Here is a 13,331-nt window from a genome sequence, read left to right as displayed (position 1 = left end):
TTGGTTATGTTGCAAATAAGTATATGTCATTATCGCTAATCATCTTCCCTCAATAGAATACGCCCCATAACAAGAGCTTGCTGACCTACCTCAGTTATAAAAGCTGCTAACGATGGATTAACCATCTTTAATAATTAAAACTATTGAGAGAAACAAATGAAAGTTAAATTAATCGCGACACTCGTTACAGCAGCTTTGATGACTGCATGTTCTTCAACTGGTTCTAGTGGTAATAATGTTGCACCAGAGCTTCCAACATTACCGACAGCTGCAAATCCAATTGAAGGTGAACCAACAACTCCTGATCTTCCTGTAAACCCAAACCGTCCTGAAATCGATAAGCCAGCAGGTATTCATCCAACTAAGCCTGGTAACGAAATCGATAAGCCATCAGGTATTCATCCAACTAAGCCTGGTAACGAAATCGATAAGCCATCAGGTATTCATCCAACTAAGCCAGGTAACGAAATCGATAAGCCATCAGGCATTCATCCTACTAAGCCTGGTAATGAAATCGATAAGCCATCAGGCATTCATCCAGATAAGCCTGGTTATGACGGTGTAACTTTTGTACCTCGTGAAGGGGATGGCTATGTGGGCGATATTTACAAAAATGGCGTGCTAATTGGGTCGGTTGTAAACACTGGAGAAGCTTTAATTTTTAATGGTGCAGATGGCCAGCAAGTTGAAATCACTAAAGGCATGCTAAATGGCAAGATAGTGAATAAACCTGAAGCAGATAAGCCAGGCTATGACGGTGTGACGTTTGAACCTCGTGAAGGCGATGGCTATGTCGGTGACATCTATAAAAATGGCGTGTTAATTGGTTCAGTTGTTAATACTGGTGATGCATTAATCTTTAATGGTGCGAATGGTCAGCAAGTTGAAATCACTAAAGGCATGCTAAATGGCAAGATAGTGAATAAACCAGAAGCTGAGAAACCAGGCTATGACGGTGTGACATTTGAGCCTCGTGAAGGGGATGGCTATGTGGGCGATATTTACAAAAATGGCGTGCTAATTGGGTCGGTTGTAAACACTGGAGAAGCTTTAATTTTTAATGGTGCAGATGGCCAGCAAGTTGAAATCACCAAAGGCATGCTAAATGGCAAAATAGTGAATAAACCTGAAGCAGATAAGCCAGGCTATGACGGTGTGACGTTTGAACCTCGTGAAGGTGATGGCTATGTCGGTGACATCTATAAAAATGGCGTATTAATTGGTTCAGTTGTTAATACAGGAGATGCATTAATCTTTAATGGTGCGAATGGTCAGCAAGTTGAAATAACTAAAGATCTTGTAAACGGCAAAGCAGTTGAGAAATTAAGTGGTGCAAATGCTGCTATGACTGCAGAACAAAAGTCTCAAATTCGTAGCAAAGGTCGCCAGTTAAGAGATGCCATCAAATCTCGTCTAAATCGTTAATTTAGAAGGTGAATATAACTAGGAGGCTGATTCAGCCTCCTCTTTGTTTGAGGAATTAATGATGAGAACGAGAACATTATTAAGAGCAATTGTATTAGTCGGACTATTGTCGACTTTCTTTGTTGTGCAGGCTGAGTCAACAGGTAGCTTACAGGTCTTTCAGTATGATGATGAAGTGATTGCGGTTGCTTCTGGCACAATTCAAGTCAGTGATGAATTGAATTTTAGTGCGGAAGTCGATAGTACTGGCTATCTTGAAGTCGGCGCAGGTTATGGCATGGTGTTTGGCTATTTTTATACTGAGTTGGGTGTGAGTTATGGCCGCGCTGATAGTGTCGATATTTATGATGTCAGCCTATTTACAGGTGTTCCACTTGGGGAAATGTGGATGGCCTTTGCGAGAACAGCTCATGAATGGCGTGACTCTAATCGTGTGATCGGTAGCGCAATGGATTTATTTGACCAACGAGAATGGCGTAATAGTGCTGGAGTGAGTTATAGCCCTGCAAAATGGGTCGAAATAGGTTACACCTATAATTATGATAAATTATTATCAGGCAGTCGCTTTCTAGCTGTAGAGAATGACAATATCTCAAGCCATGATGTCATGATTACGTTTAAACCCAAGTATGTATCGCCCTATGTGAAATATACCTATGGTGATTATCGTGTTCGCCCAGGAGAGCCTGTGTCATCAGAAAGCAATGTCGAAATTGGGATTAATTTTAACTTTTAATTTTTACAATAAAATTGTCAAATCGCTTTACCTAAACTTAACCATTTGGTTGCTCACGCCCATGACTCATTTGAGTTTTGGGCTTTTTTTGGCTTCAGCCTCAAAGGTGTCAACAATCAACTTAATAAGCCACTTTGTCAGAGGGTTCTGGCGGTTTTTATAGTGAGAATAGGTCGCAATTTTATAATTTAATATGTTATCAGGAACGTTGACTTTTATTGCTCGTAACTGAGGGTAATGGCTAATGTCAATAAATCCAGATAATGGTGCAATCATGTCAGTCTCACTAACAACATCAAGTACTGTTGAAGGAAGTTCTGAGCGAAATTTTATTCGATAATCTAATTCATACTTCTTAAATGTCTGTTGCGCCAAAGATCGTTGATAATTCCAATCGGCTGCAATAATTGTCGCAAATTCAAACTGTGCAGCTTCAGCGAGTGTAATTTCGTCTTTTTTACAAGGGTGGTCGTTGCGTACATAACATAAGAAATTATCTTCAGATATTTGAGTTTCCGAGATCTCGGCTGGCACATCATTAATCGTGTAAGTAATTCCTAAGTGAATTTGATCTTGCTGGATATGTGAGATGGTTTCATTCGACCATTTATACATTTGAATGTTGCAGTTAGGTGCAGCATTTGAAATTGCTTCAAATAGTTTACTGCCCATACTGTTTAGTAAAAAAGAGGAGATTGAAATATTAATGGTCTCCTCCAATGCTAAAGGTTCAAAGTCATTAATGTTATTTACCGCAATTTCAAGATTTTGATAAATTGGGTGTATCGCTTGGAATAAGTTTACTGAAAAAGCAGTCGGTTCAAGTCCTGATGGTATTTTTACAAATAACTCATCACCAAAATGATGACGAAGCTTTTGAAGAGACTTGCTAATTGCTGGCTGGGTCACAAATAAACGACTAGCGGTCAAACGCATATTGCGCTCTTGATAAAGAATGAAAAACACATTCAATAAATTCAAATCAAGATTATGAAACAGGTTCTTTGCCATCTTGCACTCATTCGTCCTTCCACTCGATAAGTTAATTTAACAGTTATTCGCTAATCGCCTCAATCTATTGTGATATTTTGTAAAGATAATTCCCCTTTTTGAACCTTTGTCGGTATATTAATTAAACAATGTATCGGACTGAAATGAAACAAATCAGCATAGTGAAGATTTGAGAGGCCGCTATACTCAGCAATAGCCAACTGGATACCAAGGATCTGTAATGAAAAAATACATGAATAGTAAATGGTGCCGAAGGATCGGTCTGTGGCTGTCTTTATGGCTGTGTTCTTTCTCAGTAATGGCACTTGAATGGCCTCAAGAAGTTGATACTAAGCTTGGCACTCTAGTGGTTTATCAGCCTCAGCCAGAATCCTTGAATGGCAATGTATTGTTAAGTCGCGCGGCGATGTCATTTGAAGTGAAAGATCAAGATGATCCTGTATTTGGTGCTTTTTGGTTTAGTGCCAGAATTGATACCAATGACGACGTGGCTATAGTAAGAAATATTCAAGTGACCGAAGTCCGTTGGCCTTCTTCAACAGAGGAAGATCAACAAACCTTTACCGATACAGTGTCTGAAGCATTGGCAGCGACGCGATTTGAAATCTCGATGGAACGCTTATCTGCCAGTTTAGAAACGGCTGAGCAAGTAAAGCGTAGTCTAGATAACATCAAAAATGACGCTCCTGATATCCTTTTTAGTACTAAACTCAGTGTGTTGCTGTCCTATGATGGTGAGCCACAATTCAGAGAAATTGAAAATAGCCCTTATGAGCGAGTGCTAAATACGCCATTTGCGGTTGCCCGCGATACTCAATCTAAAAAAATGTACCTAAGTAGTGGGACTTATTGGTATGTGGCTGACGAGCCAATGGGACCTTGGCAAGTGACTCTTTACCCGCCAGAAGACTTGGTCAGTATGGTGAATACAGATGAAGATGAACCTGCAAAAAGCACAGCTAATGCGCCGCATATTATTACCGCAGATAAACCTACTGAACTTGTTGCTACTGATGGTTCACCTAATTGGCAGAGCTTGATTGACGGTAAATTACTTTATGTAGCCAACACTGAAACAGCATGGATCCGCGAAACGACATCGGGTGATATGTATGTATTGCTCTCAGGGCGTTGGTTTAAGTCTAAGAAACAGGCCGGCCCTTGGGAATTTGTCCGAGGCGATAAACTACCAGACAGTTTTAAAGATATTCCTCCAGAGTCTGATATTGGCGGTTTGAGAGTCTCTGTTGCTGGCACTGATGAAGCAAATCAAGCAATGTTAGATGCGCAAATTCCACAAACTGCCGCCATTAAACGCGATGAGGCTAAGCTTGAAGTTGAATATGATGGCGAACCTAAATTTGAAGCCGTAACAGGCACTTCAGTCTCCTATGCAGTTAACACGTCAACCCAAGTGCTATTAATTAACAAAGCCTATTACGCAGTCGATAATGGCGTTTGGTTTACTTCAGCAACTGCAAAAGGCCCGTGGATTGTGGCTGATGATATTCCTAACGAAGAAATTGCTCAAATACCAGCGAGTTCACCAGTATATAACACCACCTATGTGCAAGTTTATGACTCGACTCCTGAGGTCGTGTATGTCGGTTATACCCCTGGTTATATGTGGTCGTATCCTTATTATGGTGTGCCTATTTATGGCACAGGTTGGTATTACCCGCCATATTGGGGACGTTATTATTATCCACGCCCGCCGACTTGGGGATTACATGTTGGTTATAACCCATGGACAGGTTGGAATGTCGGTGTAAGTTGGAGTAATGGTTTCTTCCGCGCTGGTGTAGTGTGGGGCGGTGGGTATGGATACCATAGACCTTATCGTTGTTGTGGCGGTTATTATGGTGGTGGCTATCGCCGACCTGTAGTGATTAACACTGGCGATATCAACATTGGTAACAGTATTAGTGTGGGTAATCGCACCAATATTTCTAATCGCATGAACTCAGCTAACCTTAATGGAAACCGAATTGGTAAGCAGGATAATTTATATAATCGTCCAGCCACTCGGGACCGTTTAGCCAGCCCAGCTGTCGCCAACAAGAATCTTAAAAAAGCCACTTACAACAAAGACAGAAGTAACGATGTTTTTGCTGACAAGCATGGCAACATTGCTAGAGATAATCAGGGTAAATGGGAAAATCGTAGTGACGGCAAGTGGAATACAGCACCAGCGACGCGCGATGTTAGTAAGCCAAATGTTAGTAAACCAAATGTGAGTAAGCCAAACATTAGTAACCCTAACGTGAGTAATCCTAGTACTCGCCCGTCAACGTTACCGGCAAGTCGACCTTCCTCGTCATTCCCGTCGAATATGCCTTCTACGCGACCATCGACAAGGCCTTCGAATATGAATAACTCGATAAACCGTAGTCGTCCAAGTGGGGGCTTTGATCACCAAAGCTTGAACCGTTCTCGCCAAGCCCGTCAGTCGGGAATGGCAAGAGAAGGGCGAGGTCGTGTACATCGTTAACGTGTGTTTTAATTAGCGTATGGTTAAATAAGCCTGCAACTTGCAGGCTTTTTTATTATTCTGACTATTAAGTACAACATTTAGCTGCACAATATTATATGGAACATATTTATGTGGAACACCCTTAGCGCTTATCGCTCGTCAATCATCTTATTATCAGCACTGATGCTCGGCGGATTATTGGGTTTTACGCTACCAGAGCAGGCGATAAAGCTTAAACCTGTTGGGCAAATATTTTTAAATTTATTGTTCATGATTATTGTGCCGCTAGTGGCTGTAAGCGTGATGTCGTCGATTGCGAAAATGACCGACTTAAAAAAACTTGGTTCTATTCTAGCTTCGATAATGGGAGTGTCGGTGGTCATGGCAACGGTGCCCGCGATTGGCATTGTATTATTAGCGTTAGCCTACGATCCTGCTCAAGGGGTGACGCTAGAGCTTAAAGATTCCGTTGAAGCCACTGGCAGTATGGATTTTGTTAGCTTACTGACAACGAATGATTTTGTCGGTTTACTATCAAAATCAAACATTTTGGCATTGATCATTATGTCAGTGATAAGTGGTATAGCGATTGGTCAGTCAGGTGAAGATGGTCGTAAGGTTTCCGCGTTACTTGATAGTCTGAACACAGTCATCATGAAGATTATTTCAATATTAATGTATGTCGCTCCAATCGGTTTAGGGGCTTATTTTGCAGCCACTATGGCGAGCCAAGATGCAGAGCTAATGGGAACATTTGCTAGAGCTGTTGGACTATTTCTAGTGGCAACCTTAGTCTATCTCAGTTTAGGTTCAACCGTTTATGCTTGGCTTGGTGGTGGTGTTTCTGGTGTTAAGCGGTTTTGGCAAAACATGCTTGAACCTGCTGTAACAGCGTTAGGCACAAGCTCATCCCTTGCAACTCTACCTGTCAATTTAAGAAGCGCTGGTAAAATGGGGCTGAATGAACAGATCGCCGAAATTAGTTTGCCTTTATTAGTGAATCTTAATAAAGGCGGCGCTGCGATGATTACTGCGCTTAAAATCGTATTTATTTATTCGTTACTGGGCATGGAGTTCACCAGTGATGTATTTATGCTAACTATATTAATTTCTGTATTGTCAGCATTTATTATCGGCGGTGTGCCAGGTGGCGCTTTTCTTGGAGAGATATTTATTGTCACCACATTAGGTTTACCGTTAGAAGTGATCCCAATTCTTGTGGTTTTAGGTGCGATTACTGACGCTGCGTCCACCGTGATAAATGTAGTGCACGATCTGACAGCCACTCAAATTATTGAGCGGATTAATGGTAAACACTATCAAACAGCTGATTTACCAGAAGAGTAACTCGCTGTTAGCTTATCGGGACTGGCTATTTGCTCAAGTCATAATATCAACACCGCTGCCTTTGGCTACGGTGTTTTTATTTAAGTCGCTATGTACCTTTTATTTTCATACTTAAACAATTTCAAAAAATACCTTTTAGAGTAACTATTCTGTTTCGAAAGCTAATAGTTGAACAGTCTTTGAGCGTATGTAACAATGCGCCCCTTGTTTTGTAACAATTGTTTTCAAATTGAAACGAGCGACTTAGCAAGTGTTTGTTTCACTCGTTTAGATAATTAAAAACGTCACGATAAAACGTATTGGTATGATAACCCGAGCATGGAATCTCAATGAAATTACCGTTTCGCCATTTGTTATTTTTGGTGATGATATTAACGTCACTCATCCCTATTACTGCAATTTCATTTTGGTCCGCGAACTCTGCTCTAGAAAACGAATACAACATGGTGCATGACAAGCATTTGTTGCTTGCCCAAAACATTACTAAAGCATTGAACCGTTATGCCATGGATGCATTGGCAATTTTCACCTCTGTCACTAGTATTAATCATCAACAAATTAATCAAGAGCAGGGTATTGCTGAGGAGATGTTTAGCTTATTAAGCACCATTGATGTGGTATCTATTGGGGTTTTTGATCAGCATGGTCAACGCGAAACGGTGGTGTATGGCTCCGATCAATCCCAACCTCTAAGTTTAACCGATTCGGTTAATCCATTCGATTTATCTGATTTATCACAAGCTCATTTTACGCCTATTCATAAGAATGGGGTTAAACAGCCAACCTTATATATGATCCGCCAAACTGCAGATATGCGTATATGGTTGGCCACGATGAATGCGACGTATATTGAGCAATTACAATCTGCGGTTATTTTTGGCCAAAAAGGCCATGCTGCCATTGTTGATAAACAAGGCAATGTTTTGGCTCATCCTAATGGTCAGTGGCAGGCCGAGGCTAAAAACATTAGCAAGCTGAGCATCGTGCAGCAAATGATGAATGGTGAAAGCGGGGTTAGTCAGTTTTATTCTCCTGCGGTAAAAGCTGACATGATTGCTGGCTTTGATGTTGTGCCAATTACGGGGTGGGGAGTCATGATCCCACAACCGTTAGTGGAGCTCGATCAACGGGCGTTTGTCGTAATTAAATTTACCTTATTAGTAGCGTTAGTTTCACTGCTTGTTTGCAGTATTTTTAGTTGGTGGATTGTCGGATTGATTACTCGACCAATTGATATTTTAACGGCTAAAACTCGTGGTATTACCGATGAAGTAAAGGACATTCATCGTCATCCTCGGGGCTTTCATACTGCTGAATTTGCAAAGCTATTTGATAGCTTTAGGCAAATGTCTTTAGAGATTAAAAATGGCCGTGAAGAGTTAGAAGTTAGAGTGGCAGATCGCACCGCTGATTTAGCTGAAGCGCAAGCCAAAGCTTTGCACCTTGCGAATCATGATGCCGTTACAGGGTTAGCAAATAGAGTGGCAATTAGAGGTGAAATTGCATCGCTATTGCAGCAGAAAAAGCACTTTTCATTATTATTTATTGATTTAGACGGCTTTAAAGGTGTTAACGATAGACATGGTCATCGAGTCGGTGATGAGTTACTCAAAACATTAGCGGATAAAGTGAATAAACATCTATTTATTCACGACATTCTTGCTCGGTATGGTGGCGATGAATTTGTTGTATTACTGCCGAATATGGATTCAATTACCGCAGCACAATGCGCAGCTGAAAAGTTACTGCAGCTTTTCTCTGAACCAGTGATTATTGAAGACAAAGTGATTGCGATTAGTGCTTGTATTGGCTTGGCACTGTCGACGGGTCTAGATAAAGATACTGATAGTTTGATCCATCGTGCAGACACTGCGATGTATCTCGCTAAACATCAAGGTAAAAACCAAGTGATGGTTGCGAGTTGATTTAGGTTATTGTATTAGCTGTTTTAGGGGCTAATTCTGTATAAATAATGATTACTTTAGCCAACTTATATTAACGTGTGAAAATGGATTTTTTACTCAATGAACCGCCTATTTTTAGCCTTACTCTTTTTATTCACATTACACCTTAGCCCTCAGGTAGTGGCCAACGTATTCAATACCTTGGTGAATATTCAATGTAATCATTGCGCTACTAATCAACAATATCGCACCGCCGCATTATCAGCCCTTAATGATAGAGAGCACAAAGTCGTTAATGTGATAAATTTTAATCAATTCGATGTGCGTAAATTTGATGTAAAAAAGCTTCAAATTGAAGTGTGTAGTGATTATGGTAAATCGGCCACAAAAGGCTATTGCAAGATGGAAGATGGCTCTTCAGTAGAGGCATTGAAAATCACTAATATTGCGCGCGAGAAAGTCATTTTACTGTCTGAGCAGCTGTATCAGTTAGACTTTTTTCAACGCCAATATATACCGGCTGATCCACAAATTGCTATCACGGCTTGGGAGTTGGTTAAGCGCAGTTATGCTGCCAGCAAGGTGATGTCTAATTGGCAAGAGCAATACCAATATGAATATTCAGCATTGCTAGCTAGATGGCAACAAGGTGAATTCGCAAGTCATCAAGCGAGCTTGCCGTTGAAAAACTTATCACCACCTATTGACGTAACTTTTGCTGATGGCTCGGAAATCTACGTTGAGGTTGATTTTATTGACTCGGAAAGTCAATTACATTTTAGGTTTACGGATCTTAAAGATGCTAACGGTAATTATCTTGATTTAACACGAGAAAACTTATTTACATTAGGTGATACGTTTCAGTTTGAATCGCAAAAAAGTAATGATTTTGTCAAGATGAAAGAGCTAGCTGAACTGAGTGGATTTATGGTTGAAACCCAAGAAACACTGACTGGGGTCAGTGCCTTTGTTGTGCCATGTTCGTCGAGTGAAAATATATGCCAGTTTGGTTATTAATCTTATTTGATAGACAATATTATGTCCTTCATTAGGCGCTGGTTTACAGCGCTTAAAATATGAAATAAACCAGCAGTAGGAAAGATAATAATCCGCCGCAGATGACTGGATAAATAATGTAACCGTCGGTAGTTCTTTTGGCTCGTTTAGTACACAACTTACCCAATATTAAATTAAACCCGAGTAATAATGCTAAGGTCAATAACCCCTGTCTAAAGGTCATTCTGCTGATGGTTGTTGTGGTATAAATCAGTAAAAACCATTCAAGTAATATCAAATACAGAAAGATTTTTTGCAGGCCATCAGGTCCTTTTCTTTTTTCTCTGGTCCGCATAATACCTCCCTATTTTTATGTCGGAAAAACATTACAGAATACCGCAATTTTTTCTAAGGTTTTAAGTTGTTGATCTCGACTAATAGCTTGTTAATTTTTTTTGGTAATTCGAATTCCACTTACCACCAATAAAATTTAATCTTTGATTTATTGGGTACTGTCGCATAATGGTGAAGGCAAAAAAGGACTGTTGAATTTCTACCCAAACCTCTTGCTTTAACTCAAGTGTCAATGGGGTGATTAACCCAACGCCACTTAAGCTCATGTCTTTGATATTGGCTATGCCTATCTCTTCCATGAGAAACCAACCTTTTTTGTGTAGCTTTACACTGATGCCGTCACACGCTTGAGATAGCTCTTCTGTGGAGTCTCTGAGGCTTAACCTGACATGGTCTCGGTTATCTTCAGTGATTGGCTCGGCGGACTCTTCTCGGCGAGCTCTTTCAATAAATTCTATTGGTTTATGTTCGTCAGTCATTAGTTTGGATACCGCATTCTTGGCATATTATCTTCAGCGGCTTGAATGGCCTCGTCGACTTTTCCGCTGATATTACGGTTAGCTTCTGTGTGTCTGCTTTGTAATCCCGTCATCATTCTTAGATTGTCTTCCGCTTCTTGGGTTAATACCAATAACTCAATTCTGCGGTTTGCTGCCGCTGCGGGATCATCCAATACATAAGGTGATTGATCTGCCATTCCAGTCACCTGAACCACTTGTTTATAGTCAACGCCACCCGCTTCGAGTATGCGTCTTGCAAGTAAAGCTCGCTGGCTGGAAAGCTCCCAATTGGTAAACGTATTGCCTGCAAATGGCAGTGAATCTGTATGGCCTGAAATGCTTAGTCCATTGTTGATTTGTCCGAGTAATTCACCCAGTGCGAGGAGTAAATCTTCAAAATAATGCTGAATCTCAGCACTGCCACGGGTAAACATAAACTGCTCAACATTATCGTGTACTAGGATTCGAATGCCTTGAGGCACTATTTGTAAATCCACATTAGCGTTCATATTGACGCTAGATATTATGTAATCTAGCTCACGGGCTAAAATCTCAAGTTGCGCTTGGGTTTCAAACTCGCCAGGTAATATCGAATTAAGCTCTACTCCATCACCAGAAGGAGATGATTGTTCACCTAATGCGTGACGCTTGCTAATCGCTATCTCGCTCTTGCCTTGGCCTGGTGTGGGTACAATTGACGTTTCAATGCTCATACCGCCACTCAAATCAATAATTGAAGATGAGTTACTCAAGTCAAATGGATTAATAGGCCCTGAAGAATACATGTCACCTTTAAGGTATTGAACAATCAAGGTTCGCTCGCGTTGGTCGGCCACTTGCATGATCCACAACACCATAAATAAGGCCATCATGGCTAAGGTAAAGTCTGCAAACGCGACTTTCCAAGCTCCACCGTGGGCTGCTGATTTCTTTTTACGCTTTTTCCGGCTGATAATGACCGGTTCTTGTCGAATCGCCATTAGCCACGTTGCTCCTCAATCCAGCGTTCCAGTTCAATGAATGAAGGGCGGTTTTCTGATTGAATTTGTTTACGTCCAGCATCTAACGCCAGCATAGGAGGTTTTCCTTTAGCAAACGCACAAAGTGCGGCAGCGACACAGCGTAGTTGAGCTGTATTACGTTCAACTAAATGTTCGAGGGATTTTGAAAGTGGGTCAAAGAAACAATAACAAGCGAAAATACCGATAAAAGTACCGACCAATGCAGCTGCGACCTTGACACCAATCATGGTAATTGGACCGTCGATATTAGACATGGTGATAATGATGCCCATCACTGCAGCTAAGATACCAAAACCCGGCATGGCTTCAGCTATTTTGGATAATGCGTGAGAAGGGCGCATGCTATCGTCTTCGATGCGCTCAATTTCTTCAGCAAGCATGTGTTCTAAATCATGAGGAGATAGCTTGCCAATTGATTGTAAACGAAGGTTGTCGATAAGGAACTGCAGTACATGAGGGTGTTCAAGTACTGCTGGATACATTAAGAACAGCGAGCTTTCGTTTGGTTTATCGATGTGCTCATCAAGGACTTTAAGACCTTGAGATTGGATTTGGCTCATTAACATCCCCATTAAGCCAAATAATTGCGGGTAAAGTTCAGGGTCTTCCTTTTCTTTAGAAAAAACGGTTTTAACTTGCTCTACCATTTCATCGAGTACTGCACGAGGAGAGGCAATAATTAGCGCACCTAATCCAGCTCCAAAGATAATTAAAATTTCAGCAGGTTGCCATAATGAGGTTAGGCTGCCTCCAGCCCATACATATCCACCAAATACTGAAAAGATAATGATCGATATCCCAATTAGCTTGCTCATATTTCCTGCCTGGTATTATCGCTCCCACTGTTGATATATTTGCTGAAGATTCGTAATCGTTTGCTTATGCAGTTGACATATTCGAGTTTCAGTTAATCCAAGAGTCGCAGCGATTTCTTTTAAATTAAGTTCATGTTGATAGTAAAGCGACAGAATCACTTGCTCTCTTTTGTTTAATTTCGAAATTGCTTTAAATAATGTGTCTTTATTGGTTATTTGCTCAATAAAGCAGCTTTTATCCTTAAAGTTAATGCCATCGGTTAATAGCTCATCAAGGCTCTTCATTGACTCTGATTGGGTGGCAAAAAGACGGTCTCGATACTGTTCTTTATTTAAGCCTAAGCACTCAGCAACTTCGACATCAGTCGGTTCTCGTCCCAGTTCACGAATAAGTCTTCTTACGGTGTCATTGAGTTCATGGGCTTGTTGCCTGACTGGGCGAGGACGCCAGTCTTGACGACGTAATTCATCCAAAATTGCGCCGCGGATCCGTTGCCCTGCAAATGAAATAAAGCCATTGTCATACTCACCAGGATAACGCCTTGCAGACTCTAGCAAGGCCATCATGCCAATTTGCTCCATATCCTCCATGGCCAATGCTGCGCCGCAATGCGTCCTTAAGTTCGAAACTGACTTTTTAACTAAAGGTAAGTATTGTTTCATGACTTGCGCTTCAGATAGCCGATGAACATTCTTTTCATCGAATGCCTCTTGATACGCTAATTGACCGGTTTGCATATGACAGTCT

At 41.0% G+C, this 13,331-nt stretch carries 12 protein-coding genes; 6 read left to right on the top strand and 6 right to left on the bottom strand.

The genetic code is table 11. The annotated features are described in order from the left end of the window. The first annotated feature begins 156 nt into the window (after positions 1 to 156). Positions 157 to 1,425 carry a hypothetical protein gene (locus AC0L4E_RS17610; protein ID WP_473680603.1) on the top strand — a complete coding sequence of 423 codons (1,269 nt, stop codon included), beginning with the start codon at positions 157 to 159 and terminating at the stop codon, positions 1,423 to 1,425. A 58-nt stretch (positions 1,426 to 1,483) separates the two neighbouring features. Further along, the gene (locus AC0L4E_RS17605) at positions 1,484 to 2,161 is read left to right on the top strand and encodes a hypothetical protein (RefSeq protein ID WP_473680601.1); all 678 of its coding nucleotides are present in this window, start codon (positions 1,484 to 1,486) and stop codon (positions 2,159 to 2,161) included. Between the two features lie 66 nt (positions 2,162 to 2,227). Here the strand turns inward: AC0L4E_RS17605 and AC0L4E_RS17600 are convergent, their stop codons facing one another. Further along, positions 2,228 to 3,172: a LysR substrate-binding domain-containing protein gene (locus AC0L4E_RS17600; RefSeq protein WP_473680599.1), complete on the bottom strand. Its 945-nt coding sequence runs from the start codon at positions 3,170 to 3,172 to the stop codon at positions 2,228 to 2,230. Positions 3,173 to 3,392: 220 nt separating this feature from the next. On the opposite strand from AC0L4E_RS17600, the gene AC0L4E_RS17595 reads away from it, so the two are divergent. From AC0L4E_RS17595 to AC0L4E_RS17580, 4 genes are all read left to right on the top strand, one after another. Further along, positions 3,393 to 5,663 carry a carbohydrate-binding family V/XII gene (locus AC0L4E_RS17595; RefSeq protein WP_473680597.1) on the top strand — a complete coding sequence of 757 codons (2,271 nt, stop codon included), beginning with the start codon at positions 3,393 to 3,395 and terminating at the stop codon, positions 5,661 to 5,663. A 111-nt stretch (positions 5,664 to 5,774) separates the two neighbouring features. After that, on the top strand, positions 5,775 to 6,992 hold the full coding sequence (locus AC0L4E_RS17590) for a dicarboxylate/amino acid:cation symporter (RefSeq protein ID WP_473680595.1): 1,218 nt from the start codon (positions 5,775 to 5,777) through the stop codon (positions 6,990 to 6,992). 329 nt (positions 6,993 to 7,321) lie between these two features. Beyond that, positions 7,322 to 8,917 (top strand): PDC sensor domain-containing protein, encoded by a 1,596-nt coding sequence (locus AC0L4E_RS17585; RefSeq protein ID WP_473680593.1) that lies wholly within the window; start codon positions 7,322 to 7,324, stop codon positions 8,915 to 8,917. Positions 8,918 to 9,016: 99 nt separating this feature from the next. Continuing rightward, a complete protein-coding gene (locus AC0L4E_RS17580) occupies positions 9,017 to 9,913 on the top strand; it encodes a hypothetical protein (RefSeq protein ID WP_473680591.1) in 897 nt (298 codons plus the stop codon). Between the two features lie 52 nt (positions 9,914 to 9,965). On the opposite strand, the gene AC0L4E_RS17575 is transcribed toward AC0L4E_RS17580, so the two are convergent. The 5 genes from AC0L4E_RS17575 to AC0L4E_RS17555 all read right to left on the bottom strand — a co-directional run bounded on the left by AC0L4E_RS17575 (position 9,966) and on the right by AC0L4E_RS17555 (position 13,321). Next, positions 9,966 to 10,247, bottom strand: coding sequence for a hypothetical protein (locus AC0L4E_RS17575; protein WP_220753306.1), 282 nt, complete (start codon positions 10,245 to 10,247; stop codon positions 9,966 to 9,968). Between the two features lie 79 nt (positions 10,248 to 10,326). Then, positions 10,327 to 10,725, bottom strand: a complete 399-nt coding sequence (locus AC0L4E_RS17570) for a hypothetical protein (protein WP_473680589.1) — start codon at positions 10,723 to 10,725, stop codon at positions 10,327 to 10,329. Then, positions 10,725 to 11,726, bottom strand: coding sequence for a flagellar motor protein MotB (locus tag AC0L4E_RS17565; protein ID WP_473680587.1), 1,002 nt, complete (start codon positions 11,724 to 11,726; stop codon positions 10,725 to 10,727). The genes AC0L4E_RS17570 and AC0L4E_RS17565 overlap by 1 nt, the downstream gene beginning before the upstream one ends. Continuing rightward, positions 11,726 to 12,583 carry a flagellar motor stator protein MotA gene (motA, locus tag AC0L4E_RS17560; protein ID WP_473680585.1) on the bottom strand — a complete coding sequence of 286 codons (858 nt, stop codon included), beginning with the start codon at positions 12,581 to 12,583 and terminating at the stop codon, positions 11,726 to 11,728. Before motA ends, AC0L4E_RS17565 begins: the two co-directional genes overlap by 1 nt. 15 nt (positions 12,584 to 12,598) lie before the next feature. Beyond that, complete coding sequence (locus AC0L4E_RS17555) at positions 12,599 to 13,321, bottom strand: RNA polymerase sigma factor FliA (protein WP_473680583.1); 723 nt, start codon at positions 13,319 to 13,321, stop codon at positions 12,599 to 12,601. Between the last annotated feature and the right edge of the window lie 10 nt (positions 13,322 to 13,331).

Source organism: Shewanella sp. GJ50-10 (assembly GCF_055808815.1).
The sequence above is the reverse complement of the archived record's forward strand: the minus strand, read 5'-3'. Positions and strand labels throughout refer to the sequence as shown.